Source organism: Bradyrhizobium sp. Ai1a-2, from assembly GCF_000426245.1.
In the GTDB taxonomy this organism is placed as follows: domain Bacteria; phylum Pseudomonadota; class Alphaproteobacteria; order Rhizobiales; family Xanthobacteraceae; genus Bradyrhizobium.
The window spans coordinates 177,564-204,308 of the sequence record NZ_AUEZ01000005.1; the positions used below are offsets into that span (position 1 = coordinate 177,564).

The 26,745-nt window shown below is 63.8% G+C and carries 26 protein-coding genes and 1 pseudogene; 15 read left to right on the forward strand and 12 right to left on the reverse strand.

Annotated features, from left to right (window positions below):
* Nucleotides 1-34: 34 nt before the first annotated feature.
* Nucleotides 35-187 (reverse strand): hypothetical protein, encoded by a 153-nt coding sequence (locus K288_RS53530; RefSeq protein ID WP_160168940.1) that lies wholly within the window; start codon nucleotides 185-187, stop codon nucleotides 35-37.
* A gap of 271 nt (nucleotides 188-458) precedes the next feature.
* Here K288_RS53530 and K288_RS0106135 point away from each other — a divergent pair, with 271 nt between their 5' ends.
* The gene (locus tag K288_RS0106135; protein ID WP_027578735.1) at nucleotides 459-749 is read left to right on the forward strand and encodes a hypothetical protein; all 291 of its coding nucleotides are present in this window, start codon (nucleotides 459-461) and stop codon (nucleotides 747-749) included.
* 148 nt (nucleotides 750-897) lie between these two features.
* Here the strand turns inward: K288_RS0106135 and K288_RS0106140 are convergent, their stop codons facing one another.
* Nucleotides 898-1,425 carry a DUF4112 domain-containing protein gene (locus K288_RS0106140; RefSeq protein WP_027578736.1) on the reverse strand — a complete coding sequence of 176 codons (528 nt, stop codon included), beginning with the start codon at nucleotides 1,423-1,425 and terminating at the stop codon, nucleotides 898-900.
* A gap of 111 nt (nucleotides 1,426-1,536) precedes the next feature.
* Here K288_RS0106140 and K288_RS0106145 point away from each other — a divergent pair, with 111 nt between their 5' ends.
* A complete protein-coding gene (locus tag K288_RS0106145) occupies nucleotides 1,537-1,815 on the forward strand; it encodes a hypothetical protein (protein ID WP_027578737.1) in 279 nt (92 codons plus the stop codon).
* 59 nt (nucleotides 1,816-1,874) lie between these two features.
* On the opposite strand, the gene K288_RS0106150 is transcribed toward K288_RS0106145, so the two are convergent.
* From K288_RS0106150 to K288_RS0106160, 3 genes are all read right to left on the reverse strand, one after another.
* The gene (locus K288_RS0106150; RefSeq protein ID WP_027578738.1) at nucleotides 1,875-2,294 is read right to left on the reverse strand and encodes a DUF5413 family protein; all 420 of its coding nucleotides are present in this window, start codon (nucleotides 2,292-2,294) and stop codon (nucleotides 1,875-1,877) included.
* A 203-nt stretch (nucleotides 2,295-2,497) separates the two neighbouring features.
* Entirely contained in the window at nucleotides 2,498-4,075 is a 1,578-nt protein-coding gene (locus tag K288_RS0106155; RefSeq protein WP_027578739.1) for a hypothetical protein, read from the reverse strand.
* Between the two features lie 36 nt (nucleotides 4,076-4,111).
* On the reverse strand, nucleotides 4,112-5,404 hold the full coding sequence (locus tag K288_RS0106160; RefSeq protein ID WP_027578740.1) for an adenylosuccinate synthase: 1,293 nt from the start codon (nucleotides 5,402-5,404) through the stop codon (nucleotides 4,112-4,114).
* A 287-nt stretch (nucleotides 5,405-5,691) separates the two neighbouring features.
* On the opposite strand from K288_RS0106160, the gene ybaK reads away from it, so the two are divergent.
* Nucleotides 5,692-6,165: a Cys-tRNA(Pro) deacylase gene (gene ybaK / locus K288_RS0106165; RefSeq protein WP_027578741.1), complete on the forward strand. Its 474-nt coding sequence runs from the start codon at nucleotides 5,692-5,694 to the stop codon at nucleotides 6,163-6,165.
* A gap of 90 nt (nucleotides 6,166-6,255) precedes the next feature.
* On the opposite strand, the gene K288_RS0106170 is transcribed toward ybaK, so the two are convergent.
* Genes K288_RS0106170 through K288_RS54620 form a run of 4 tightly spaced genes read right to left on the reverse strand, consistent with a single transcriptional unit; the run spans nucleotide 6,256 to nucleotide 9,485 of the window.
* On the reverse strand, nucleotides 6,256-7,437 hold the full coding sequence (locus K288_RS0106170) for an MFS transporter (RefSeq protein WP_027578742.1): 1,182 nt from the start codon (nucleotides 7,435-7,437) through the stop codon (nucleotides 6,256-6,258).
* Nucleotides 7,438-7,442: 5 nt separating this feature from the next.
* On the reverse strand, nucleotides 7,443-7,661 hold the full coding sequence (locus K288_RS44835) for a hypothetical protein (protein WP_051334381.1): 219 nt from the start codon (nucleotides 7,659-7,661) through the stop codon (nucleotides 7,443-7,445).
* Entirely contained in the window at nucleotides 7,654-8,262 is a 609-nt protein-coding gene (locus tag K288_RS44840) for an isochorismatase family protein (protein WP_051334382.1), read from the reverse strand. The genes K288_RS44835 and K288_RS44840 overlap by 8 nt, the downstream gene beginning before the upstream one ends.
* A gap of 5 nt (nucleotides 8,263-8,267) precedes the next feature.
* Complete coding sequence (locus K288_RS54620; RefSeq protein WP_244443073.1) at nucleotides 8,268-9,485, reverse strand: GNAT family N-acetyltransferase; 1,218 nt, start codon at nucleotides 9,483-9,485, stop codon at nucleotides 8,268-8,270.
* Nucleotides 9,486-9,579: 94 nt separating this feature from the next.
* On the opposite strand from K288_RS54620, the gene K288_RS0106190 reads away from it, so the two are divergent.
* From K288_RS0106190 to K288_RS0106200, 3 genes are all read left to right on the forward strand, one after another.
* A complete protein-coding gene (locus K288_RS0106190) occupies nucleotides 9,580-10,629 on the forward strand; it encodes a LysR family transcriptional regulator (RefSeq protein WP_027578743.1) in 1,050 nt (349 codons plus the stop codon).
* A 6-nt stretch (nucleotides 10,630-10,635) separates the two neighbouring features.
* Nucleotides 10,636-11,040: a helix-turn-helix transcriptional regulator gene (locus K288_RS0106195; RefSeq protein WP_027578744.1), complete on the forward strand. Its 405-nt coding sequence runs from the start codon at nucleotides 10,636-10,638 to the stop codon at nucleotides 11,038-11,040.
* A 204-nt stretch (nucleotides 11,041-11,244) separates the two neighbouring features.
* Entirely contained in the window at nucleotides 11,245-12,174 is a 930-nt protein-coding gene (locus K288_RS0106200) for a DMT family transporter (RefSeq protein WP_027578745.1), read from the forward strand.
* Between the two features lie 53 nt (nucleotides 12,175-12,227).
* On the opposite strand, the gene K288_RS0106205 is transcribed toward K288_RS0106200, so the two are convergent.
* On the reverse strand, nucleotides 12,228-12,962 hold the full coding sequence (locus K288_RS0106205) for a response regulator (protein ID WP_027578746.1): 735 nt from the start codon (nucleotides 12,960-12,962) through the stop codon (nucleotides 12,228-12,230).
* 216 nt (nucleotides 12,963-13,178) lie between these two features.
* Here K288_RS0106205 and K288_RS44850 point away from each other — a divergent pair, with 216 nt between their 5' ends.
* From K288_RS44850 to K288_RS0106220, 3 genes are all read left to right on the forward strand, one after another.
* Complete coding sequence (locus tag K288_RS44850; RefSeq protein ID WP_244443074.1) at nucleotides 13,179-14,057, forward strand: IclR family transcriptional regulator; 879 nt, start codon at nucleotides 13,179-13,181, stop codon at nucleotides 14,055-14,057.
* Nucleotides 14,058-14,081: 24 nt separating this feature from the next.
* Nucleotides 14,082-14,936 carry a DUF2066 domain-containing protein gene (locus K288_RS0106215; RefSeq protein WP_244443075.1) on the forward strand — a complete coding sequence of 285 codons (855 nt, stop codon included), beginning with the start codon at nucleotides 14,082-14,084 and terminating at the stop codon, nucleotides 14,934-14,936.
* 417 nt (nucleotides 14,937-15,353) lie between these two features.
* Entirely contained in the window at nucleotides 15,354-18,722 is a 3,369-nt protein-coding gene (locus K288_RS0106220) for an adenylate/guanylate cyclase domain-containing protein (protein WP_027578748.1), read from the forward strand.
* A 51-nt stretch (nucleotides 18,723-18,773) separates the two neighbouring features.
* Here the strand turns inward: K288_RS0106220 and K288_RS44855 are convergent, their stop codons facing one another.
* Together K288_RS44855 and K288_RS44860 are read right to left on the reverse strand one after the other, a co-directional pair.
* On the reverse strand, nucleotides 18,774-20,135 hold the full coding sequence (locus K288_RS44855) for an FAD-binding protein (protein WP_152535413.1): 1,362 nt from the start codon (nucleotides 20,133-20,135) through the stop codon (nucleotides 18,774-18,776).
* A 148-nt stretch (nucleotides 20,136-20,283) separates the two neighbouring features.
* Entirely contained in the window at nucleotides 20,284-21,927 is a 1,644-nt protein-coding gene (locus K288_RS44860; protein ID WP_051334384.1) for a GMC family oxidoreductase N-terminal domain-containing protein, read from the reverse strand.
* Between the two features lie 288 nt (nucleotides 21,928-22,215).
* On the opposite strand from K288_RS44860, the gene K288_RS0106235 reads away from it, so the two are divergent.
* The 6 genes and pseudogenes from K288_RS0106235 to K288_RS49470 all read left to right on the forward strand — a co-directional run.
* A complete protein-coding gene (locus tag K288_RS0106235) occupies nucleotides 22,216-23,022 on the forward strand; it encodes an MlaD family protein (RefSeq protein ID WP_027578749.1) in 807 nt (268 codons plus the stop codon).
* Between the two features lie 213 nt (nucleotides 23,023-23,235).
* Nucleotides 23,236-24,081: a hypothetical protein gene (locus K288_RS0106240; RefSeq protein ID WP_027578750.1), complete on the forward strand. Its 846-nt coding sequence runs from the start codon at nucleotides 23,236-23,238 to the stop codon at nucleotides 24,079-24,081.
* 92 nt (nucleotides 24,082-24,173) lie between these two features.
* Nucleotides 24,174-25,124: a DMT family transporter gene (locus K288_RS0106245; protein WP_027578751.1), complete on the forward strand. Its 951-nt coding sequence runs from the start codon at nucleotides 24,174-24,176 to the stop codon at nucleotides 25,122-25,124.
* Nucleotides 25,125-25,216: 92 nt separating this feature from the next.
* Complete coding sequence (locus tag K288_RS0106250) at nucleotides 25,217-26,197, forward strand: tripartite tricarboxylate transporter substrate binding protein (protein WP_027578752.1); 981 nt, start codon at nucleotides 25,217-25,219, stop codon at nucleotides 26,195-26,197.
* Nucleotides 26,198-26,289: 92 nt separating this feature from the next.
* Nucleotides 26,290-26,463 (forward strand): hypothetical protein, encoded by a 174-nt coding sequence (locus K288_RS53535; protein WP_160168941.1) that lies wholly within the window; start codon nucleotides 26,290-26,292, stop codon nucleotides 26,461-26,463.
* A 49-nt stretch (nucleotides 26,464-26,512) separates the two neighbouring features.
* Nucleotides 26,513-26,745 (forward strand): annotated as a pseudogene (locus tag K288_RS49470) (IS110 family transposase); the annotation flags it as partial.

The window sequence follows — 26,745 nt, forward strand, 5'->3', positions numbered from 1 at the left end:
CCGTACAAGCCTTCGCGCCGCTGCGCCTCGGGCCTTATGCGCTGCCGCTGCGCGCACGGCTGATCGACGAGGGCAGAAATTGATACGGCGCAAGCCGCGTCAACACGTCGCGATGCGTGAAATCCTTCCCGGCCGTCATTCCGTCCCTGACTTCGCCGCGCCGCGGAATGATGCGCGGACGAGACATCGGCCGATCACCCCGGATTCTTCCTTTCCGGCAAGCCCGGGCCGACAGGAACTCAGGCAACCAATTGATTCAACTTAACTTATTCCGATTTCCTTACTGCCATGCGCGGATTCAGCATGAGGTCTGTCGGCGCCGTTCAGGGGTCGCAATTTTGTCAAATAAGCCTATATTAGGGAGCGAAATGACATGTGCGGCGCGCCGCCGGTTGTGGCCCGCCGTCCCCAACCCCCAATCGCGCTATATCGCCGAGAAGAGTAAGAGGTCGTCGACCATGCGTCCTATGCGTCCGTTCAACTTTAACACCTCCGCCGAACTGTTTCCCGCCGCCATTCGCAAGAAGAAGCGGGCCGGTTTCGCTTATCGGCGCTTTGGCACCGCGGCGGAAGCCGTGCGGTATGCCATGGAAGAGTTGCCGGCGGATTCCCTGAACGGCGCCTACCTGCAGGTCGAGGAGGCCCGTTTCGACCAGAACGGCATCCGCTCGCTCTATGAGAGCGAGGCGTTCCCGCTGCCGCGTCGCCCGCGCCCGGTACAGGCTAATACCGACGCCGACGCCGCCTAGAACAATCCGTCCCTACCAAGCGAAAGGCCCTTCGGATGATTCCGGGGGCCTTCTCTTTTGGAGCATGATCCGGGAAAGTGGGAACCGGTTTTCCCTTGCGACAAGCGCGAAGCGTTTGCGCGGAGATCATGCTCAAACAAGGCAGCGCTCATAGCGGCGGCTGCTTGTCCAGCCAGCGCTTGAGCATGCGCACGTTCCGGACATTGGCGCGGAACATGACGTCGAACGCGTCGCCCGCGAGCGGGACCATGCCGACCGCGCCATCGAGCGCAACGTTGGCAAGCATCCGCGCGGTGATGTGCCAGGGCGCGCCCAGCGCACGCGCTTCCCGCACCAGCCACAGCGAGATCGCCGTGGTGATGATGTCGCCGACCACGGGGATCAGGCCGATCAGACCGTCGATGCCGTAGCGGATCTTGGTGCCGGGCACGATGAAGGCGACGTCGAGCAGTTTGGCGATCACCTCGAGCCGTGCCAACCGCTGCTCGCGGCTGAGCTTGCCGAACGGCTTGGCGCTGTCGAAATCGAACCGGAACGCCTCGAACTGCGGGTGCAGCGCGGCCTCCGGAATCTCGCGTCCGTCCTGATCGATGATTTTCCCCTGCGGCCTGGCGTCGCGGAACGGGCCTTGCGAGCGGGCGCGGTTGGGCGTGATGATGTCGTCGGGCATGCGCATTGAGATGGTAACGCAGGCGCGCGGTACAAGTTGCGTCACATTACCGCTCTGTCACCTCGCGACCGTCCGCCTCGCAGATTGGGCAAGAGAAGCATTGCCGCGATTTAACTGGTGGATCTCGTCGGCTCGCGCCAACACCGGGCACTTCAATCCCGCGAGGCTTCCATCAAAGCAATGCCGAACATTGAGATCACTGAGGAGTGCCGCGCCCTGATTGAGAGCGCGATCGAGCCCCCCACCGGACGGCGCTTGCCAAACGGCAACTGGCTCATACCGATCAACGAAATAACCCTGGAGCGGCTGCAGCAAATGCGGCTGCGAGGTGAAACGATCTCAGACTGCATCATCCGCGTCATGATCGTCACCCTGCATAAGCACGGCCTGCAATAAAGCATGTGCGCCGGCCAGGACGACAGAGCTGTAGGTGGGCAAAGGCGCACCCGACGTTTCTAGGTCGTCGCCGGCTCCGGCTCTTCCGCGTATTTGTGCGCCAGCCAGGACGACAGTGTCGTCGGCACGAAGCCGACGAGTCCATAGAGGATGAACTGCACCACGCCGGAGTCCGGACCGCGCGAGCCGTAGAGCAGTTCGGACGCGATGAATGCGATGACGCCGATGATCAGCGTCCGCGTGAACGGATTGATCTTCCGCACATGCATCAGGATATCGTCGATCGCCGCCAGCATCAGCGACGGCACGATGCCGAACAGATAGGCGTATTGCAGCGTCTTGGCGAAGGCCAGGAAGAATTTTCCGACCTCGTGCGCGCCTGTCTCGTTCCAATAGCCGGACTGATAACTGGTCGCGAACAGCAGAATGAAACCACCGATGAGCGGGCCGATAGCGGCGAAGATCAAATAGCGTTTCATAGCGCCTGTCACTGCATGGGATCATGAGCCGATCAGATGAATCCGGATCATGATCTCATTTTTCCTGTTTGACCATGATCTCCGCGCAAACGCTTCGCGTTTGTCGCAAGGCAAAACCGGGATCCACTTTTCCGGATCACGCTCAGCGATGCCGCTGCTGTCTTACGACGGCGGCAATTGCCGACGAGAGGAAAGAACTCCCCTCACTCCCCCCACGCCGCGAAGGCTTCGTTGAAGGCGCGCTCGCCTGGGGCGCCCTTTTCGATCGCGATGATGGCGCGGCGCTGGTTGGTGTAGACGAGCGGCAGGTCGAACCAGGAGCGCTCCTTCAGGAGCTGCAGGTTGCGCGAGCGGTCGGCATCGACGTTGGAGAGGCCGACCAGGAAGAAGCCGTCGGTGACCTTCACCGCGAGCCCCGCAAGCGGAGTGCCGCGGGCCTGCTCGTTGGACTTCATCAGGATGCCCGGCACATTGCCGACACCGCCGTTCGGGAAATCCTGCGGCAGGATGAAGGTCAGCTCGGCGGTGTGGCTCGCCGGCAAGGACGAGTCGGTGTTGCGGCGGAACGACATCGTCATCTTGAACTTGCGGTCGGGAATCTCGATGTCGGCGCGCACGGCGATGTCGGGCGCCGCGTTGCCGGAACCCTTGATCGGTTCGGTGCGCCAGATCACCGAGCCCACATATTGCTTGCCCTTGGGATCGCTGGGATCCTCGTCATAGAGCACGACACGCTGCGCCACCGGCGCGACCGGCTCGGTGGACGACGGCTGGCCGACGCGGTCCGGGATCTTCGGCTTGGTCGCCGGCGCCGCAGCATCCTTTGGCGCCTCTACCGAGGGTGACGACTTGAGCAGGCCACTCACGACCGTGACGCCCTGCTTGCCCCAGAGGATGCCGGCACCGATCAGGATCAGGACGATACCGACCGCGATCGCGGTCTTGAACGGGAATGCCGAGCCGAGCCGCGCGCTCTTCTTGACGTCGCGATCGCCGCCATTGCCGATCCGCGCCCGCGGCTGAGACCCCTGCGCCTCGTAGCGCTCGGCCTCCTCGCTCGACTCGTCATAGGGAGCGTCCGGATCGGCGCCGCGGTTCTCCATGTTCGGCTCGAGCCGGTCGAATTCCGGCGAGGGCGACGGCACGTTGGCGTAGGTCTTGCGCGCGTTGCGGTTCGCCTGCGCGGCGGCGCGGCCGAGATCGTCGGCGTCGGCGGCGAGATCGCGGAAGCCGCGCAGGGCCGGCGGTGGCGGTGCCGGCGGCTGCGCGCCATTATCCGCGCCACCATTGTTGTCCGGCCCGCGGCGCGCGGCGGGAGGCCGCTGCTGATCGGGCGGCGGTGGCGCCGAGGGACGCGGGGTAACCGGCGGCGCCTCGCCACGAAGGTTGCGCGCCGGGCGGTCCTCGCCACCGGGAGGACGCGCCGGCGGCGCCGGAGTGCGCGGACGCGGCGGGGTGGCTGGGGCCGGAGCGCCTTCCGGCGGGCGGGCGGTGGCGTTGGCAGTGGCGCGGCGGAAGGCGTCGCCACTGCGGGAACCGCCGCTGGGACGGCTGGCATCGCGGGCGCGCTGGGCGGCCTCCGATTCGACCTTGCGAACGGCCTCTTCGAGCGCCAGCCGCTCACGGGTGATCTCGGACTCGGAAAGCGGCGGCTGGACGCTGCGGAGCTGCTGAATCAGTGCGGCCCGCGCGCGCTCGTAAAGCGCGCGGCGGCTCTCACCGGGAGCATTGGGATCCAATCCGGCGATGGCGCGGGCAATCAGCGGGTAGTAATCAGCCATTTCCAGTCAAATTGCTGGGATATAGGTAATATCCCGTTAAGCCTCGAACGGATTTTGTACCAGAATAGTATCTTCGCGTTCCGGGCTGGTGGAAAGAAGCGCGATCGGACAGCCTACCAATTCTTCCACCCGGCGGACATACTTGATGGCCTGCGCCGGCAGGTCGGCCCAGGAGCGGGCGTTCGCCGTCGGCTGCTTCCACCCTTCGATAGTCTCATAGATCGGCACCACGCGGGCCTGTGCACCCTCGCCCGCCGGCAGGTGATCGATTTCCTTGCCGTCAAGCTTGTAGCCGGTGCAGACCTTTATGGTATCGAATCCATCCAGAATATCGAGCTTTGTCAGCGCCAGTCCCGCGATGCCACAGGTGCGCACCGTCTGCCGCACCAGCACCGCGTCGAACCAGCCGGTGCGGCGCTTGCGGCCGGTGTTGACGCCGAATTCCTTGCCGCGGCGGCCGATTTCCTCGCCGATCTCGTCCGTCAGCTCGGTCGGAAACGGGCCCTGCCCGACGCGTGTGGTGTAGGCCTTGCAGATCCCCAGGACGTAGCCGACCGCACCGGGGCCCAGCCCTGCGCCGGTCGCCGCCTGCGCCGCCACCGTGTTGGACGAGGTAACGTAGGGATAGGTGCCGTGGTCGACGTCCAGGAGCGCTCCTTGCGCGCCCTCGAACAGGATGCGCTTGCCCTCGCGGCGCTTGAGATCGAGCAGCCGCCAGACGGTTTCCGCATAGGGCAGGATCTTCGGCGCCAGCGCCGTCAGCTCCTTCAGGATGCCCTTGCCGTCGACCTCCTCGAGATTGAGGCCGCGGCGCAGCGCATTGTGGTGCGCCAGCAGGCGGTCGATCTTGTGCGGCAAGGTGTCGAGATCGGCGAGGTCCATCAGACGGATGGCGCGGCGGCCGACCTTGTCCTCATAGGCCGGGCCGATGCCGCGGCGGGTGGTGCCGATCGCGGTCACCGCATTGGATGATTCGCGAAGCGCATCGAGATCGCGATGCAGGGGCAGGATCAGCGTGACGTTCTCGGCGATCCGCAGATTGTCCGGGCTGACCGCGACGCCCTGCCCTCTCAGCCGCTCGACCTCGTCCAGGAAAGCCTGCGGATCGAACACGACGCCATTGCCGATCACGGCCAGTTTGGACGGCCGCAGCACGCCCGAAGGCAACAGCGCGAGCTTGTAGGTTGCGCCGTTGATCACAAGCGTATGGCCGGCATTGTGGCCGCCCTGGAAGCGCACGACGATGTCGGCCTGCTCCGACAACCAGTCGACGATCTTGCCCTTCCCTTCGTCGCCCCATTGGGCGCCGACCACGACAACATTGGCCATTTCGCAAGCGTTCCCTGCAACACTTCAAGGTTCGATCATGATCACAGCGGAAAAGCGGTGCCGCACTTTCCGGATCATGGTTTAAGCCGCCCGGCCGATATCACGGCGATGGCCGCTCGCACACAGGTCGCTAACCCGATAAAGGAAGCGCTACGCTTAAGCAAGCAAGAAGGGTAGTTTTTGCTTCGTTTCGATGATCTCCAAGCCTTTGATATCCCCGGAAAATTTGTGGCCGCGGAAAGGCAGGGGCTGATCATGGACAAGGTTTAAGGGGAACAGGCAGCCAGATGTCCAAGACCACGCGCGCCACCGAGACACTGGCAAAGCTCGGCGTAAAGTTCACCCTGCACGCTTATGACTATGATCCTGACGCCGAGAGCATCGGCCTGCAGGCCGCCGAGGCGCTGGGGGTGGCGCCAAAACGGATGCTGAAGACGCTGATGGCGGAGGTCGACGGCAAGGCGGTCTGCGCCGTGGTGCCATCTGACTGCGAGGTCAGCATGAAGAAGCTGGCCGCCGCCTTCGGCGGCAAGACCGCAAAGATGATGCGGCCAGCCGATGCCGAGCGGCTAACCGGCTACCATGTCGGCGGCATCAGTCCGTTCGGGCAGAAGAAGCGCGTGCCTGTCGCGATCGAGCAGGCGGCGCTCAACGAGGCGAGCGTGTTCGTCAATGGCGGCCAGCGCGGCCTGCAGATCGAGCTCGCGCCCGACGATGCGGTGAAGGCCGTCGGCGCGATCATGCGACCGCTGACGGCGTAGAGCATGATCCGGAAAAGTGGAAACCGGTTTTCCCTCGCGACAAACGCGAAGCGTTTGCGCGGAGGTCATGCTCAAACAAAGAGGTGAGGCTCAGACCGTCGCGGGCTTGAGCGCCAGCACTTCGCCACGCTTCGAAAGCAGCGAGAACGCCAGCGACAGCGGCGCCATCGCGGCCAGCAGCACGGCGCCCGCGATCAGCGCGGCCGACGGATTGCCCCAGGCATCCTGCAGCCGGCCGGCGGCGGAAGGCCCGATCGCCATCAGGATGTAGAAGCAGGTGAAGAACAGGCCGAAGCCGAGCGAGCGGTTGCGCGGCTCGAGCACGCGCGTCGGCAGCGACAGGATCGCGCCCGACAATGGGCCGATGGCGACGCCGAAGACGAGGCAGGCGATCGTTGGATGGATGTTTGCGACGAACAGAGCCAGCGCCAGCGCCGCCATGAGCCCGCAAGCGATGATCGCCGCGACCGGCCGCCCCGACCGCTCGACCAGATAGCCGCCGACGGGAATGGCAATGATGGTGAACCAGATTGCGAGGCTGACCAGCGAGGCCGCGCCCGTCGGGCTCGATCCCTGCGCCACCATCAATGGCGGCGCATAGCTGAAGAACAGCACGCAGGCGAGATTCATCGCGCCCCAGATGGCACCCGCGACCAAGACCGGGACCAGGATCCTGACCGGCAGGCTGGTGCGCACTGCCGCCGCGGCCTCTGCCTGAACAGGACTCCGCGGCAGGAATGCGAAGGCGCCGAGCACGACCAGGGCCAACATCGCGCTCGACGCCATCACCGCCGGCCACCCCAGCGATTGTGCGAGGTACGTCTGTGCCGGCAGCGCGACCATCGCGCCGAACGGCCAGCTCATCTGCAACAGCGACATCGCCAGCACGATCTCGCGGCCGGCGAACCAGTCGGTCGTCATCTTGGTGGCGACCAGGATCACGATGGTGGCGCCGATGCCACCGATCACGCGCGCGACCAGCGCGGCGGCGAAGCCATCGCAATAGGACAGAGCGATGCCCGACACCACCATCAGCGCCAGCCCGCCGAGCCCGAGCGTCGTCTCACGCACACGCTGGCCGATCAGGCCGGCCGGAAAGGCGACGACGATACCGGGCAACAGATAAGCACCGAGCAGCATGCCGAGTTGGGCGTAGCCGAGCGCCAGATCATGCATCAGGAAGCTGGTCGTGGATCCGACCGACTGGAACTGAAACCCGGTCACCGCGCGCGCCGCGAACAGCACAGCGAGGACGATCCATCTGCGGGGCATCCCGATCAATCCTGGAGGTCGCTACCAACGAGATGGAGGCTGACCGCGTTGGAGAATTCGGACAGTTCATCCTCGGAAATCTCGTGCAACGACAGCTGAAGCTGCATGATCGCCAGGTCGACAAGGTGGCCCGCAAAGGACAGCCCGCCGGAAACCAGAATATTACGTTGCTCGGTCAGTACCGGAATCACGTTACGCAAGCGACGGGCCCTCAATTCATCCATATCGATGCCCTCTCAGAGGCCGCTGCGCGGTCGCGACCAGCCAGTGGGCGGTGGTGGCGACGTCGGCGAACAATTCGATCGCCTTGGTCGCAACAAGGTGCACCGAGCCAGGATCGGCATCGCGCCGCTGCCGGCTCGCGGCTGCATCGGTGAGGAAGGTGACGCGATGGCCGCGGTGTGAAGCGTCGATGGCGGTGGCGAGGCAGACCTCTTCCGCCGCCAGACCGCCGATCGCGAAGCTGCCGAACCTCGAGACGACGTCCTCGAACAGCGGATTGGCGTAGCAGGAGGGCTGCCTGCGCTCGAACACCATGTCCGCACGCTTCGGCTCGAGGCCCATGATCCAGGGCGACTGCGCCTTCCTGTCGGCGAGATCGAAGCCTGCGATATCCAGGCCTTCGGCCCGCCGCGTGAAGGCGATCGGCATCCCGGCACTGCGGGCGTGCTGGATCGCCGCCCGGCAGCTTTCCAGCGAGCGCTCGATGTCGTCAGCGCAACCGGACGCCGCGCGGTAATAAGCCTCCTCCTGCAGGTCGACCATGACCAGCAGTCGGCTGTTGGAAGCGCCAACATAGGGTTTGAGGTCGATCACCGGGGCCATGGCGATCACATCGCGGCCGGCTGTGCCGCGGGGCCGCGGCCAGCGGACATTTCGAGGATGCCGGGAACGTCCCACTGTCCCTCCGGGCGGATCAGGACGTAAGGATCCTCGCCAAGGGTGATGCGCTGCGGATGCCGTTCGGCCTCCAGCTTGACCTCGACATAGTCGAAATCGGAGAACACGAATTCGCGCGAGCCCTGCATGCGCTCGAAGCCGCGCTGCTCCCAGAAGCCGAGCAATCGCTTCTGCGCATGCGCATAGAGAACGTTGTAACCCTTCTTGCAGCAGAGCTCGATCGCGGAGTCGACGATGCGGCCGGCAATGCCGGCGCTGCGGCTTTCGCTGCGCACCGCCAGCCGCTCCAGCTTGGCGAAATCGGCGAAGTAGCGGATTCGCATGCAGCCGACCGGCTCGCGGCCCTGATGACAGATCAGATGGGTCGCGGAGAAATCATTGCCGTCGAATTCTTCCTCGAACGGGCAATGCTGCTCGCCCATGTAGACAGCACTGCGGATCGCCATCACGCGCGCCATCTCGTCCATCGAGCGCACCACCCGCACCGAGATCGGGTCCGGCGGCACCGGCTTCGGCGGCGGCATCTCGTGCGAGCGATCGAGCATCTGCAGGTGCGGCGCGAGCAATCCGTCGTAGCGGGCGCCGGGTGTGAACCCGAGCGGCTCGAGCACGCGCAGCCCTTCCTTGGTGATCGGGCGCGAATAGATGTTGATGCCCTGGTACAGCGGACTCGAGAATTTCTGCAGCACCAGCGGGATCGCGGCAACTGTCGGCCCCTTGGCGTGGATGCACCAGACGTAGATGCCCGCCGGCCGCTCCGATTGCCGCGTGACGAAGGCGAGATCGGGATTCTTGGTGTCGAGCCGACCGTCGATCAGGCGACGCGTACCTTCATGCGTCAGCGGCAGCACCGCGAGGAACCCCTCGCCCTTGGGCGCAGCAATGTCGAATTGGTCCCGTCGCGCGATCGCCCAGAACGCATCCGGATTATGGTTGGCGACGGTCTGAACGATACGGTTGGTGGTCAGCCCGGGAATATCTTCCCTGGCCGCATCCATCAGCGCCGCAATCCCGGCGGCATCGACGGTGAAAATCACCGTGCGTTTCGCCAGTTGCAGCATGGTCATCTTGTCGAGCGAACGGGCGGGACCCGCCCCCTGACGCCTGGTGGCGGCCTTGCGAATTAAATCGAGATCCAGAGCAGTCATCGATCATCTCTCGCGGTTGTGGTTTCGCCGCGTTTCTGCCAAGAATAGACGAGTGTTCCCGTTAAGGTAAAAGGCGACAAACGAGGCGATTTGTATGCACTCACCTGAGCGCAGGGGTGTTCACCACCGTGCACACCCCCCGGGCCGCATCGCCCAATGGGATTCGGTGCGGATATTCCTTGAGGTTGCACGGATCGGCAGCTTCCGCGCTGCAGCCCTCGAGCTGAACGCTTCGGCCAACTTCCTGCGGAAGCAGATATTGCAACTAGAGAGTGCCTATAAAACGACATTGATTACCCGCCATGTCGATGGCGTGCGGCTGACGCCGGAAGGCGAAAAGGTGCTGGAGGCGGCGCGGCGGATGGAAGAAGCCGCCTTCGGCCTCGACCGCGCGCTGAGCCAGACCACGCCGGAGCTCTCGGGCGAGGTCCGCTTTGCCATCACCGAAGGTCTCGGCACCTTCTGGGTCGCGCCGCGGCTGATCGAGTTCCAGCGCGTCTATCCGGGGCTCTTGGTCGATCTCAAATGCGAGATGCGTTCGGCCGACGTGCTCAGGCTCGAGGCGGACGTTGCGGTGCAGCTCGAGGAGCCCGACAAGCCCGACCTGAAGCGCGTCAAGATCGGCCGCCTCCACGTCATGCCGTTCGTCAGCCCGTCCTATGTCGAGATTTACGGCATGCCCAAGGACCAGGACGACATCCGGCAGAACCACCGCATCGTGCTGCAGGACGCCGACCAGACCCGCGCGCAGCAGATGTACGAGCAATATGCCGGCCGCGAGCAGGTCGGCTTCGTCGCCATGCGCAACAATGTCAGCAGCGCCCATGTCTGGGCGGTTGCCAAGGGCGCCGGCATCGGCTGGCTGCCGACCTACGTGCCTGCGGTCGCGGGGCCTTTGATCCCACTCGACATCGGCATCAACTTCTCACTGGACATCTGGCTTGCCTATCACCCCGACGCCAAGCGGATTCCGCGCGTCAAGCAGTTGATCGACTGGACCATCCAGGCCTTCGACGGCCGGAAGTATCCGTGGTTCCGCGACGAGTTCGTGCATCCCAATGATTTGCAGAAAACCTACAAGGGGGAGCCACTGGTAAATCTGTTTGCAGGTTTCGTGAACGAAACACGCTCCAAGATCGGCTGAGCAACAATGAGCAAATCGACCGACGGGCACATCGATCAATTGGTGCAGGCCAAGTGGCGCGAGATCGGATTATCGCAGTCCGACCTTGCAGAAGTACTGGGAGCAACGCCCCCACCCCCACAACGGACGGAACGCACAAACGGCCGGGATGGGGTTGATATCGAGCGCTTGCGCCAGGTGGCGAGCGCGCTCGGCGTCTCCGTCGACCTCTTCAACGGCCGCGCCAGCAGCGCTGCCGCCCGGGCACGGCGGCTGCCGGAGCCGGGCTCCGCATCGTTGCAGTCGTTGCTCGAACTGCGCCTGTTGCGGTTGTTTCGCGAATTGCACGACGTCGATACGAAACGGATCCTCATCGACCTGACCGCACAAATCGTCAAGCGCCAGGACGAACCTTCCGGCGAGGCCGGCTGACACCACGCCGGCGCCGCGCGAAGCAGTCGCCGGCGCAGGTGACACGTTGGTCGCGACCGGGCCGGCGCATGGTCGCGATGCAGCCAACACCATTGCCGTCGCCGCAGAATCCGTGTCTGTCACCTCTGCCGGGTCCTCTCACATTCCGGCCCGGCGCGTGAACCCCGCCGGGCGGGCCACGGCGCCATGAACCGGGCCCGACGAATGTCTGCTTCCGACACCACCTCCCCTGCCGGCTCCGGCAACTGGCTGGCCAACCAGCCCTACCTCCTGCTCAGCTTCACCGCGCTCTTCTGGGCGGGTAACGCCATCGTCGGCCGCCTCGCCGCCGGCCATATTCCGCCGGTGACGCTCTCCTTCCTGCGCTGGTCGCTGGCGTTCCTGCTGATCCTGCCCTGGGCCTGGCCGCATCTGAAGCAGGACTGGCCGGCGATCCGCAGCCGTTTCGGCCTCATGGTGCTGCTCTCGCTGACGGGGATCGGCGTCTTCAACACCATGCAGTACTGGGCGCTCGAATATACCCAGGCGCTGAATACGCTGCTGCTGCAATCGGCGGCACCGCTGATCATCGCGGTGTGGTCCCTGGCCCTGCTCGGCGTGCGGCTGACTGTGGCGCAGGCCTTCGGCGTCCTGCTGTCGCTTGTGGGCGTGCTGGTGATCATCCTGCATGGCGACCTCACCGCGCTGTCGAAGGTCGAGTTCAACAAGGGCGACCTGATCTTCCTCACTGCGCTCACGATCTTCGGGATCTATTCGGTGCTGTCGCTGAAGCGGCCGGACATCCATGGCCTATCGTTCGTCGCCTTCACCTTCGGCTGCGGCGCGGCATGGCTGACGCCGTTCCTGATCTGGGAATTGCTGACGCGCCCGGTGATGCAGCTTAACGTGAGCAACCTGCTCTCGCTGATCTATGTCGCGGTGTTCCCCTCGACGCTGGCCTATCTCTGCTTCAACCGCGGCGTCCAGTTGATCGGCGCCAACCGCGCCGCGCCGTTCTTCCATGTGGTGCCGGTGTTCGGAACCGTGCTGTCGATCATCTTCCTTGGCGAGCACCCGCAACCGTTCCACTTCATCGGCTTTGCGCTGGTGCTGTCAGGCGTGTTCGTCGCATCGCGCAAGCCGAAACCGGCGTAGGGCATAGTGCTCCGTTGCAGAGTTCGGCATCGCCGCCAAAGTGACGCGGGCCGTCAATATGGTTCGACCGGCAGCGCAAATACGTAGCCGACACCTCGTTCCGTCTGGATCATGTCTGGCGCGTTCGGATCGCCGTCCAGTTTGCGTCGCAGCCGCAAAACCTGGACATCGATACTGCGATCGAAGATGTCCTCGTGAATGCGGGTCGCTTGCAGCAAGAACTCGCGTGTCAGCGGGCGCTGCGGCGCTTCGAGAAAAGCGAGCAGCAGCGCATACTCGCCTTTGCTCAGCAGGACCTGCTTCCCGCTGGGGGCGACGAGCCGTCGCTTGCGACGCTCAAGCTGCCAGCCGCCGAACCGGTATCCGCCGTGCTCGAGATCATGGACGCGCGCGGCGCGCCCCATCTCGTGTCGCCGCAGCACGGCGCGGACCCGCGCGAGCAATTCCCTGAGGCTGAAAGGCTTGGCGATATAGTCGTCCGCGCCGAGTTCAAGACCCAGAACGCGATCGATTTCATCGAGCCGGTGACCGGTCATAATGATGATCGGAACATCCGAATACGACCGGATCTCCCTCAAGAGATCGAGCCCGTCGTCGCGCCCCAACTGCAAGTCGAGCAGGATCAAACTGGGCCGTATTCTTGCGAACTGACGATTGAATTCGCTGCGATTGGACGCAGCACTGGCAGAGAGATCCCGTTCCACGAGAAAATCCGTGACCGTGAACCGGATCCCCTCGTCATCATCGACAACGATGATGTGTTCCTTCTTGCTTGAGTTGCCGTTCACGCCGCGAGGAGCGTCGAGGGCATCAGAAGCAAAGAACTCATCCACCACGACTCTCGCCAGAGAGCGCGCTGATCTCATCAAAGTCCCCGAGCTCGAAGAGTGATCGTGTCCATTAGGTGGACATCGTTTTCATTTCTGCGTAGTATTTCGTCCCTAACCCCAAGAGGGTCAAGCGCGCTGGACGCAGCTTGCTATGCAAAAATCGGATGCATATTGATGAGGAAGAAGCCCAAGGGAACTATGACGGGAACCGCGACGGCAGCCACGACGGCCGAACCGACGGGCGCGGAGAGCGGTGCCGCCAGTGTGCGCGCGGTCGACCGCGCCATCGCCATCCTGCAATGTTTCACGCCGGATCAGCCAGCGCTGAGCGTCATAGAGATCCAGAAGCGCGTCGGCCTAAGCCGACCTACCCTCTACCGGCTCCTACAAACGCTGGCGCAGCGCGATCTCATTCTTGCCGAGGGCGATCCCCAACGTTTCCGGCTTTCGCACGGCGTGATGAAGCTGTCGCACGTGTGGCTGAAGGGCGTTGATGTCGTCACGCTGGCGCGGCCCATCGTCGAAGGCCTTCGTGATCTCACCGGCGAGACCGCGGCCCTCTTCAAATTGCAGGGCGATCGCGGCATCTGCATCCTGGAATGCCAAAGCCGGCACGTGCTCTCGATCAGCCGTGGCGTCGGCGACTCCCTGAGCCTCACGAAGGGCTCGAGCGGCAAAGTCCTGCTGGGGTTCATGGAGCCACAATGCCAATCTGAAATTCTCTCGACGATCCCCAGAGGCGCCGAGCGTTCGCGATTGGAAGAAGAGATCAGACTGGCCCGAGAGCGCGGCTATGCGACGAGCAGCGGTGAGATCATCGTCGGCGCGGTCGCTGTCTCCGCGCCCTACTTCGATCATCACGGGAGCGTCGTCGGCTCGGTGGCCATCTTCGGCCCAAGCGCGCGCGTCGACGAACAGAAGCTTCTCGAATATTCGGAGCTGGTCCGCAAAGCCGGACAGCAAATTTCGGCTCTGCTGGGGTTTGAGAAGGAGCAGCCCGCCGCAATGAAGGACGCCGTTTCACCGCACCAGTTTCACCCCCACGAAATCTGATCCGGACAATCGGGAGAGACGATCGTGCTTACTCGGCACCTGACAAAGCGATGTCCGGGTGTGGTCGCTGTCATCATCAGGATATCGCTGATTGCTGCCTTGGCGAACTGGCCCAGTACGTTTGCGGCCGCGGCGGAGAATCTCTATCAGGCACAGACAATCGTCACTGGACAGGGCGAAGCCAATCGCATCATCGGCTTCGCCGACTGTCTCGAGGACGTTCTCATCAAGGTGTCCGGAGCTCTCGAACTTCAGAGCGATCCTCGACTAGACGCCTACAAATCGCATTCGGCTGATTTCGTTAGCGCCTATCGCTACCACGACCAGATGTCCGGCAAGCCGAAGCACGACGAGCAGGGCACCCGCGATCGGCCGTACGATTTGATCGTCGATTTCAACGACAAGAAGATCAACGATGTTCTTAACTCGCTCGGCGTCAAACCCTGGCTTGCACGCCGCCCGATCCTTGGCGTTCTTGTCGAGATGGAGCAGGGCTCAAGACAATATGTCGTCACATCAGACGCAAAGCAGTCCGACCTGCAACGTGACTCACTCCTCGCCGCTGCCTTGAAGCGAGGCATGATGATCGTGCTGCCTGATGTCGCAGCATTGACGAAAGCCAGCATCAATGCCGCAGAGCTCCTGACGACACCGTCCGCGACATTGGCGTCCGTGGCGGCCGATCGGGGTGGCGAAGTCGCCTTGGTCGGACGGCTGGCATGGGACGAATCGGAACTCGGATGGGCGACCGAGTGGCGCATGGACTGGAATGGCCGGATGCACCGATGGCAGCTTCGCGGCGTCACATTTGACGAAGCCTTCCGCCGCGGCATCGGCGGCGCAGCTCGAATCCTGTCGGGTAACGGCGACCCAGGATAGGCGGGCGCGGTAGTCTGCGCGATGGTGCGGTCAGGGTTCTGGCCCAAACGCCAAGTGTTGGACGCCGCCGCTGGCCTCTGGTGCCCGGAAAGAACCGGAAGCGACCCGTCATAGGTCAAGACGCCGCTTTTGACCGCTAGCCGAATATTCGGCGCAATCGCCGTTGGCGCGTCTGATCTGTGCGGCATTTCACTCTCAATCGATGTAATCTGCGGTAATCCAGCCTGGGCTCTGATGAGCCCGGATGCAGAGCACATTTTCCTTTCGGAGGCGCGGCGAATGGGCCGCCTGCCCCGCAAGTGCACCGTTCCGATCGATAGCGGCGTGGCAAGCGCGCAGCTTTTTGTCCCGTTGCCGTGCGGGAACACAGGTCGGCCGGCAAGGCCATGATCGACAGCAGCTAAGCCGGGAGGCGACGTGCAGGAGATTGCCGAGTGGCTTGATCGAATTGGTCTCGGGCAATACGCGCAGCGTTTTGCCGAACACGAGATCGACGTCTCCGTTCTGCCCCACCTGACAGATGAAGACCTGAAGGACATCGCGGTTCCGCTCGGGCACCGACGGAAAATCCTTGCAGCCATCAACGAGCCTGCAGCCCTCGCCCAAGGCGCCTCCGAACGCCCCGCGGCGCCGATCGAGCCGAAGACACCGGATACTGCGGAGCGCCGTCAGGTCACCGTTATGTTTGCCGACCTGGTCGGTTCGACGGAACTTTCAGCGCGCATGGATCCTGAGGACTTGCTGGCCATCATTTCGACCTACCTGAAGCGTGTCACGGAAACCGTGCGGCGCTTCGACGGCTTCGTGGCCAAATATATGGGCGACGGCGTTCTCATCTATTTCGGTTATCCCGAGGCTCACGAGGATGACCCGGAGCGCGCGGTGCGGGCCGGACTGGAGCTGATCCCGGCAGTATCCGCCATCAAGGTTCCGGCCACGCTGCAAATCCGCGTCGGCATCGCGACCGGGGTGGTGATCGTGGGAGATTTCAACGGGTCGGGCGACGCCGAGGAACGCGGCATCGTCGGTGAAACTCCAAACCTGGCCTCGCGGCTGCAACAGATCGCGTTGCCCAACATGGTGGTCATTGCTGACGGCACCCGGAGGCTGGTCGGCAATCTGTTCGAGCTGCAGGATCTCGGGAGAAGAGACCTCAAGGGCATACAAGGCGACGTGCGCGTGTGGGCGGCGCTGCGCCCCAGCTCGGTCGCGAGCCGCTTCGAGGCGCTGCACGCGGGCGCGCTGACGCCGCTGGTGGGCCGGGAAGAGGAAATCGAGTTGCTGCTTCGGCACTGGTCAAAGGCCAAGGCCGGAGAAGGTCAGGTGGTGCTGATTTCCGGTGAAGCAGGGATCGGCAAATCACGGCTCACCTTCGGCCTGTCGGAGCCGCTTGCCCGCGAGCCGCACATACGCCTGCGTTACGTCTGTTCGCCGCAGCATACCGATAGCGCGCTTCATCCGATCATCAGCCAGTTGATGCGCGTCGCTGCATTGGAAGACGATGACGGCCCGCAATCGAAATTGGACAAGCTCGATGCGCTGCTGGCGCAGAACTCGACCTCGCCTGAGGATGCGTCCCTGATCGCCGAGTTGCTGTCGCTGCCCAACGATGGGCGCTACCCTCCGGTTGAGGTCGAGCCGCAGTTGCGTCGTCAGAAGACGCTGGCCGCTCTCTGTTCGCAGCTTGAGGCGCTGGCACAGATCAGTCCCGTGCTGATGATTGTCGAAGATGCGCATTGGACCGATCCGACCAGCCTCGAATTGTTCACCCGGGTGGTGGATCTGGCCGCAAGACACCGGCTCTTGATGCTCGTCACTTTCAGGCCGGAATTCAGCCCGCCCTGGACCGGGCGCTCACATGTGGCTGCGCTGACGCTCAATCGGCTGACGCGGTGCGACATCGATTGCCTCATCAAGGAAGTCGTCGGCATCCGGTCGCTGCCGGCAGGCATCCGTCAGGACATCATCGAGCGCAGCGACGGCGTTCCACTGTTCGCCGAGGAAATGACCAAGGCGGTGCTGGATGCGGAGGGTGAGAACGAAGCGCGCCGGGCTGCCGCAGGAAAGCCGAAGTCGGTGGTGCCGGTCCCGGCGAGCCTGCAGGCCTCGCTGATGTCGCGGCTCGACCGGCTCGGCTCGGCGAAAGACATAGCGCAGGTTGGCGCGGCAATCGGCCGGGAATTTCCTCACCTGCTGCTGGCCGCCGTGGCGCGAAAGCCGCCGGCGGAATTGGACGCCGAGCTTGACCGGCTCGTGGCGGCGGGTTTGTTGTTTCGAGAGGGCAACCCGCCGCATGCAAGCTATTTGTTCAAGCACGCGCTGGTGCAGGACGCAGCCTACAGCACGCTGTTGCGCGAGCCGCGGCGCGCGCTGCATGCGCGTATCGCCCAGGTCCTCGAAAACGAGTTCCCGGAAATCTCCGAGAGCCAGCCCGAGCTGCTGGCGCGCCATTACATGAACGCCGACCTGATCGAGAAATCGGCGCGCCTGTGGGGCAAGGCGGGTCAGCGCTCACAGGAGCGCTCGGCGCTGGCCGAAGCCGCAGAACAACTGACCCACGCCCTGGCGCAAGCCGCGACCTTGCCCAGCACGCCCGACCTGCGGCGCGAGCAGATCGTTTGGCAAACTGCGCTCGTGAACACGCTGATGCATGTCAAAGGATATGGCGCGCCCGAGACCAAGGCGGCCGTGGCTCAGGTGAGAGCGCTGATCGAGCAGGCGGAGCGGCTCGGAGAATCTCCCGACGACGCGTCATTGCTGCTCTCGGCGCTGTTCGGGCAGTGGCTGGTCAATTTCATCAGCTTCGATGGCGAGGTTGCGCGAGAGCTCGCCGCGCGGTTTCTTGCGCTCGGCGAGAAGGAGGGGACGACGGTACCGCTCATGGTCGGCCACCGCACCATGGCGAGCACGCTTGCGTTCATGGGGGACCCGGTCAAGGCTCTGGCGCACTACAACGAGGCGCTGGCGCTTTACCGCCCGGCCGAGCACCGGCGATTGATGACGCGATTTGGCCAGGACCTCCGGGTGACGTGCCTGGGCTTTCGTTCAATGGCCTTGTGGCTGCTTGGCTATCCCGACGCCGCGCTGAAAGATGCAGACTGCGCGCTGATGGAAGCACGCCAGATTGAACATGCCGCCACTTTGATGTTCACGCTGAATTTCCCGATCCTCGTCAACACCTATTGTGGGAATTACGACGTGGCGAACGAGCATCTCAAGGAACTCGTCATCCTGGCGGAGGAGAAGCGTGCCCCATTCCGAAAGGCGGAAGGGGTATTGCGGCGGGGCTATATCCTCACCCTCATGGGGAAGGCCACGGAGGCAGTCAATACGGTCACGTGCGGTATTGATCTATGGCGGTCGGCCGGATCGACCATATTCACGCCGGAGCACCAGTTCATGTTGGCAATCGCGCATGCGGATGCTGGCCAATTCGATGATGCCTGGCGCTGCATCGACAAGGCAATGACGGCGATGAAAGCTACCAAGGAAAGGTGGTGCGAAGCCGAGGCGCATCGCGTTGCCGGCGAAATCGCGCTCAAATCGCCGCAGCGGGATGTGGCGAAAGCGCAAGCGCATTTCGAGCGATCCCTGACCGTTGCGCGAGCCCAGCACGCCAAATCGTGGGAACTGCGCGCAGCCATGAGCCTGGCAGGGCTCTTGGCTGAACAGGGCAACCGACAGGCGGCCCGTGACGTTCTCGCCCCGGTCTACGATTGGTTCACCGAAGGTTTCGACACACGCGATTTGCGAAACGCCAGCGCCCTGCTTGGCGAGCTTCGTTGACGACCCTGCCGCAACGAAGCTTCGCCGTTTTCAGACCTCGCGAGGTCTGAGTTATTCAGCAGCCATTTGGGACAGTTCAAGCTGAACGAGCCGATCGACGGCCGGATCCTGGAGTGCGCTTGGCGGCTTGAGCAATTGCTGAACCTCCGCGAGCAGGCGGTGGACAGCGGGATCGTGCATCGCGGCCCGAAGCAGGGCTCCGTTGTATTGGAGCCGGCTCTCGAAATCTGCCGGGCGGTCGCCGCGCGTCTCGGGATAGACCAGATCCGGGATCGCCGACATGTTCCAGGGAGCCTCGACCAACGGCAGGCTTTCGGAAAAGAACGCGGGCGCCAGTCGGGCAAGTGGATCGGCCTTGGTCACGCGCCCCTGCAGAAGCTGCTTCAGAAGGCGAGCTTGCTGCGCCGCCGCGCTCATGCCCTGGCCATAGACGGGGTTGAAGCGGCAGAGTGAATCGCCGATCGGCAGCAAGCCGCGCGGGAATTCGCCGAGCCGGTCGAAACGACGCCATACACTGGCCGGGAAAGCATAGCGTTCGAATCCGCTCTCTCGCTTGGCGTGCTTGATGGCGTTGTAGATCGTCTGCGTCTCAAGCCCCCGCGCATAGTCCATGAATCCTTCCGGCTCGTCCGGCGGCCGTTCGCCGAGCCGTCCCGAGAGCGTTAGAACCCAACGGTTGCCTTCGGCCGGCAACATAAAGCCGCCGCGGTTGCGTTCCGGCGCGTGCGGGTGAGTGGCTATGCCTCTCCAATCGGTGGGTGCATCCTCGGGAATGGCGAAGGTGGTGGTCGTATAGTGGAGATCAATACCAATGGCGATTTCATCCGGGGTCGGCAGGCCAGACGAACGGAGAAGTGCCAAGGTTGGCGCAGCGCGTCCGGAAGCGTCGACAACGAGATCGGCTGTGAGGGTTTCCTGCCGCCCATCCGCGGTTTCACACACGACGCCTGTGACCATGGTGCCATCGGGCGAAGCGGTGATCTCGAGCACGCGGCATCCCGGCCGCATCGTCACATTGGTCAGCCGCCCGACCTGTCGGCGCGTGATCAACTCGATCAGCGGACGGGATGCGCAGTAGAGGAACCAGCCGAAATCGCGTGACGGAAGTGGACCGAGACCCGGGATCTCCATGCGTATGTCGCGCGACATTCGAAGCGGCACCGAGCCGGCCTCTACCAGATCTCGCTCGAAATGCGGAAACAGATCGCTCAGCGCCCGCTGGCCGCCTGGCAGCAAAGCGTGCAGATGCCGGGCTTGTGCCGTGCCCAGTCGCGGCACCGCCTGATCCGGCAGGCGGTCGCGCTCAAGCACGATCACCCGTTCGAAGTGATCGGCCAGCGCGCCCGCTGCGGCCAAGCCGGCCATGCCCGCACCGATCACTACGACCTGTTTACCGATCACTCTGCCTACCATCGCAGTCCTCTCCTCGTCCACGCAGCGGTCTCGCGCTATGAAGAGACGAACGGGTTACAGCGTGATTTCAGCGCGGAACAAGCGCGTTACGATCGTAGTGCAAGCGATGACCGCCTGATCCGAACACAAGTGTCCATCTGAGATTGCTTTACCCCGCGAGCACCAGATCGCTCGCCTTCTCGGCGACCGCGATTGTGGCCGCATTGGTCATCGCCTGCGGGATCCCGGGGAACACCGAGGCATCGATGACGCGCAGACCTGCCACGCCCTTGACGCGCAAAGCCTCGTCGACGACCGCCCCGATGCGGCAAGTGCCAACAGGGTGATGGAATGAATCCGCCGCGCTAATGGCGAACGTGCGCAGGTCGCTGGCGGTCTTTGCCTCGGGCCCCGGATAGACTTCGTGCGCGCGCCAGTCGGCAAAGGCAGCACCGGCCCCGATCTCGCGGGCGAGCGAAACGCCCTCGACAAGAAGGTCCAGATCGGCCGGATCGGAGAGGTAGTTCGGATCAATCAGAGCAGGAACCCGCGGATTGCCCGAGGCAAGTTTCACGTTGCCGCGGCTCCGGGGGCGCATCAGGCAAGACACCAGAACGTAAGCCGGTGGAGGCAACGGGCCAACACTCGGCAGGACGAACGGCAACGAAAGACACATCACGAGGTGATCCGGGCTGTCACCCGGATCGGTGTGCGGCGCGTACAGCAGAGCGTCGGCATGATTGTAGTGGGAGCGCGGCACCTCGCGCCGAGCGGCATACGCCACGCCCGCGACCAATAGGTGGTCTTCAAGATGGCGGCCCACATCCGGCTGGTCCACGACAACGGGAATGCCGAACGACCGGAGTTGATCGGCCGGGCCGATTCCCGAGAGCATCAGAAGGCGTGGCGAATCGATCGCACCGGCACAAAGCAGGACCTCGCTCTCAGCGCGCACCGAGCGTTCGGCAAGCCGCACGCCGATGCACCGTCCACCTTCGATCACGAGACCCAGCACTTCGGTGTTCGTCAGCAGATCAAGGGTCACGGCCTCCAGACTTCCGAGATAGGCCGTCGCCGCATCGTCGCGAGATCCTTCCTTGATGCTGAGCTGATTCCAGCCGACGCCGGTCGTGACCTCCCCTCCGATATCTGATGACATCCGGTATCCGAGGTCTTGCGAGGCCTCGACGAAGGCCGTTGCCACCGGATTGCGATCCGGGACGTCCGCGAGCGACAGGACGTGGAGCGGACCACCGCCACCCCGCCATGCGCTGGCACCGCCGGAAAAAGTTTCGGCGCGCTTGAAGTACGGCAGGAGGTCGGCCGCGCGCCACCCCTCGGCCCAGCGATCGTAAGCAGCCGGGTGGCCCCGCTGATAGGCCAGAGCATTGATCGTACTTGAGCCGCCCACGACCTTGCCGCGCGGACAGCGGATGATGCGGCCTCCCAACCCCGGTTGAGGGGTTGTCAAATAGCGCCAATCAAACTCACTGCCCTGCAGCTTGGGCCATTGCTGCGGATCTCTGATGGCCGCCAGCGTCCCTTCGCCGCCGGCCTCGACAAGAAGCACCCGTCGTCCAGCAAGAGCGAGCCGGTGCGCCACAACGCAACCGGATGAGCCCGCACCGACAATGACGTAGTCGTAGGACGAACGAAGCTGCTCGGGCGATTGGAGCGTGCGGACGCCGGATGCGGCACCGGCGGACCGAGCCAGACTCGACAACGCCAAGCCGCCGCCAACCGTTGCCGCCAGGGCCCTGCGGCGATCGACCTGCCCGCTTGTGAAGCCGCCCCTGCGATCGCCGGAGATCATTGGTCACCCCCCACTGCCAGTTGACCTTCACAGATCGCTTGGTTGCGCTTCTATATTACGCTTTTCTTTCCCGCCGGCGCAAAGTGGTTCCCGACGTAACACGCGCTGGGCTGATGACGCTCCTCGATATCCGCGAGGCCGCAAGATGCATAAGAGCGGAAGTACGCCAACGCCTAGGGGTTTACGAGTTCAAATCGCCGCGACCATTTTGCCGAATTGCTCGATCGCCGCGGTGACTGGCCGCCGCAAATCCGCTATTTTCGCCGTCCGCTTCGCGAAGGTCGAAACATGGTGCGCGCCAGCAATGTAATGATCGGGACGTTGGCGCTGGCGCTGATCGCCGGCGCGCTCGGCGGCTGGCTCGGCTACCGCAAATATGCCGGAATCCAGCGACAGGTGCCGTTCCGGGTGATCTTCGAGGGCCCGGCCTCGGGCCTGCGCCGAGGCGGCAGCGTGAATTTCGCCGGTGTGCGCATCGGCGAGGTGGAGTCCATCAGGCTCGACCGTCACCGCGTGATCGCGATGATTTGGATCGAGAAAACAACGCCGATCAAGAAGGACACCCAGGTCGGCCTCGAATTCCAGGGCCTGACCGGCATTGCCGCGATCTCGTTCACCGGCGGCACCGACGCGGCGCCGCCTCCGCCGACCGGCCCCGACGGCATTCCGGAACTGACCGCCGACCCGTTGGGCACGATGGGCATCCAGGAAAAGATCCGAGTCGTGCTGCGCAATGTCGACACGGTGATCAACGACAATGAGGATGCGATCAAGGACACGCTGCGGGGATTCGAGACCTTCACCGCCTCGCTGTCGAGCAATGGCGAGAAGATCAGCAGCGTCATCAGCACGGCTGAAGCGAGCGTCAATGCCGTTGACGACGGCATGAGCCGGACCGAAGCGTTCCTGAAGAGCCTCGGCAGCGACAAATATGGCGGCGAATTGCTGCCGACCGTCATCTCGCTGCGCGAACTGATCGAGAGCTTCGACAAGAAGTCCGGCGCGCTGATGGCCGATACAAGGAAGATGCTCGGCGATATCAGCCAGTCCGTGAACCAGGCGAACCGGAAATTTGGCGGAACTGGCGGCCGCTAGGCAGCGCCTCGTAGCCCGGGTGGAACGGAAGCGCAACCCGGGATCTCTGCCCCAACATCTGCGAGCGGTCCCGGGTTACGCTGGCGCTCCACCCGGGCTACGAGGCGTCGATCTGCAACGACTGCGTCACATGCCGGGGCTAAGCTGGTATATTGTGTTCGAGCCGGCGAAGCTGGCATATTTCCGGCTGGTCTTGCGGATTGGGACAGAGGCATGATTACCGTTCCGGAGCTTGCGGCCGACGCGCTGGGCAAATTCATCGCGAACTACATGCGGCGCCGGTTCGGCTCCTCGCAGGCGCATCTGGTGGAAATGGTGCCCTCGATCGCGCGGATCGCCATCGAATGCATCGGCAACAGCGACGCGCTCTACCACAATATCGAGCACACCATGCTGGTCACGCTCGCCGGACATGACATCATGCGCGGACGCGCGCTGCATACCCACATGCCCGCGGAGGACTATGCGCATATCATCATCGCCTGCGTGACCCATGACATCGGCTATGTCCGCGGTCTGTTTCGCGAGGACGACAATGACGGCTATCTCGTCGACCCCAGCGGCCGCAAGGTCACGCTGCCGCGCGGCTCCTCCGACGCGGCGCTGATGCCCTATCACGTCGATCGCTCGAAAATGTATGTGATGGAGCGGATCGATGGCATGGCGCAGCTCGACAAGCGCCGCATCGCGCGCGCCGTCGAGGGCACACGCTTCCCGTCGAGCTTTCCAAGCGAGGACGAGGAAGTCGACGAGGAAGCCGCGCTGTTGCGCGCGGCCGACCTGATCGGGCAACTCGGCGACCCCCATTATATCCGCAAGGCCAATGCGCTCTATCACGAGTTCGAGGAGACCGGGCTCAACCGGCAGCTCGGTTACAATTCGCCGGCCGATCTCATCAACCTGTATCCGCAATTCTACTGGAATAGCGTGGCGCCGCATGTGCAGACGGCGATCCGTTACCTGAACGTCACCTCCAGCGGGCGTCAGTGGATTGCCAATCTCTACAGCAACGTCTTCCGCGCCGAGCGCGACATCTCGCTGTCGGGACCGCAGAAATAGCCTTCTCATATGCGCCGCCGAGCGGCGCATGGCTGCATTCTTCCGGAGCGTCTTGTCGCTCGGGGAGAATCCGGCAAAAAGGTCGGGCAGCCATGACCGACCTCCGTGCCTTGCCGTCCGCATCAGCTCCCACACGCCGCTCCGCGATCGCCTGGCTCAACAACCAGCCTTATCTGCTGCTCAGCCTGACATCGCTGTTCTGGGCCGGCAATATCGTGATCGGGCGATATGTCGGCAATCACGTGCCGCCGCTGACGCTGTCCTGCCTGCGCTGGTCCGGCACCTGCCTGATCTTGCTACCGTTTGCCTGGCCGCACCTGCGCAAGGACTGGCCGGCGCTGCGTGCCCGTCTGCCACTGCTGCTGTTGCTCTCGCTGACCGGCTTCGCCTTCAACAACGCGATCTCGTATTGGGGGCTGCAATACACCGAGGCGCTCAACGCGCTTCTGATCCAGTCGGCGGGGCCGCTGTTCGTGGCGCTCTGGGCCCTGGTGCTGTTCGGCGTGCGGCTGACCGGAGCGCAACTCGCCGGCATCACGCTCTCGCTGGCCGGCGTTCTCACCATCATCCTGCGCGGCAATCTCGGCGCGCTCGCCTCCATCAGCTTCAACCGCGGTGATGTGATGCTTACCTCCGCGCTGTTGTCGTTCGGGCTCTATTCCGCGCTGATGATGCGGCGCCCGGTGACGCACCAGCTCTCGCTGATCGCGTTCACCACCGGTTGCGGCGCCTTGATGCTGGTGCCCGGCTCGATCTGGGAATATCTGACGGGCGCCACGCTCAAGTTCGACGCGCTGACGCTGGGAGCGGTGGGCTACGTCCTCATCTTCCCCTCGGCACTGGCGTATCTGTTCTTCAACCGCGGCATCGCGCTGATCGGACCGAACCGGGCCGCGCCATTCTTCCATTTGGTGCCGGTGTTCGGCTCGGCGATGGCGATCTTCCTGCTCGGCGAGGCACTGCAGCCGTTTCACCTGATCGGTTACGGGCTCGTGCTGGCCGGCGTCGTGATCGCATCACGGCAGGGCTCGGCCAAACGGTGAATGCGGCACGGCAACGCCTTCCGCTTTCAGCCGTGACCAGCTAGTTTCCCCGGAAACCAACTGCCCAAACACATAGCGGGGGAAACGACGACATGATTTCGGGACTGAGACACCATTGGCGCATCGCGGCGGCATGCGTGGGACTCGCGCTGCTGTCCGGCGCGGCGACTGCGCAGACGCCGGGCTACCCGAACCGCAACATCACGCTGGTGCTGCCGTTTGCCGCCGGCAGCGGCACCGACACCACAACGCGCCTGATCTCGAAAGAGGTCGGCACCGCACTCGGCGTCACCATGGTGGTCGACAACAAAGCGGGCGCCAACGGTTCGATCGCGGCGAGTTACGTCGCGCGCTCCGCGCCCGACGGCTACACCCTGTTCGTGACGACCAACACCACGCATTCGGCCAATCCCTACCTGCTCAAGACCATGAGCTACGACCCGGTCAAGGACTTCACGCCGATCGCGCGAACCGGCGACCTGCCGTTCATGCTGGTGATCAATCCGGAAATCCCGGCGAATTCGGTGGCCGAGCTGATCGCGCTCGCCAAGAAGGAGCCGGGCAAATACTCCTACGCCAGCGGCAGCTCGTCGGCGATCGTGTCGGGCGCGACCTTTGCCCGCCTCGCCGGCATCGATCTGTTGCACGTGCCCTACAAGAGCTCGCCGCCTGCGCTGACCGACGTCATCGCCGGCCGCGTCTCCATGATGTTCGTCGACGTCCCGACCGGGCTGCCGCACGTCAACGCCAAGGCGCTGAAGGCGCTGGCCGTCACCACCAAGCGGCGTTCGGCACTGCTGCCGGAGCTGCCGACCATGGATGACACGGTGAAGGGCTTCGACATCACCTCGTGGCAGGGCTATCTCGGCCCGGCCAATATGCCGAAGGATATCGTCGTGAAGCTGAACGCCGAGATCCGCAAGGTCGTCGAGCGGCCGGACATCAAGAGCCAGCTCGCCGAACGCGGCATGGAAGCGTTCTCCGGCACGCCCGAGGAATTCGACGCCTTCCTGAAAGAACAGCTCGTGCTCTGGGAAAAGCTGATCACGGACGCCGGGATCGAGAAGCAGTAGCGGTGTATTCCGTCGTTGTAGATTCCATGGGGCGGTGAGCGTGGCCTTTCCGATAGGTTTGGGTTTCCACACTCGAACCCTCGGAGAGTCAGATGCAAGCATCGACCGTAGACACGCCCACCACCGGCCATAATGGCACAATTTTCGTTGCGATCGAACTCAGTCAGAAGACGTGGCTGGTGACGCTGCACAGCCCGGACCTGGATCGGATATCGCGCTACAAGCTGGAAGGGGGGCGATCAGGCCGGGCTGCTGGCGCTGATTGAGAAGGTCAAGGCACGGGCGACTTCGAAGCTTGGCTCGGCGCCGCGTGTGGTGAGCTGCTACGAGGCCGGCTATGACGGCTTCTGGCTGCACCGGCTGCTCGAGGCGGTTGGGATCACAAACGTCATCTTCGATCCTGCAAGCATCGCGGTGGAGCAACGGTCGCGGCGGGCGAAGACGGACCGGATCGACGGCGAGCTTCTGCTGCGCACCTTGATGGCCTATTTGCGGGGCGAGCCGCGGGTGGTGCGGATCGTCCGGGTGCCGAGCGAGGCCGCGGAGGA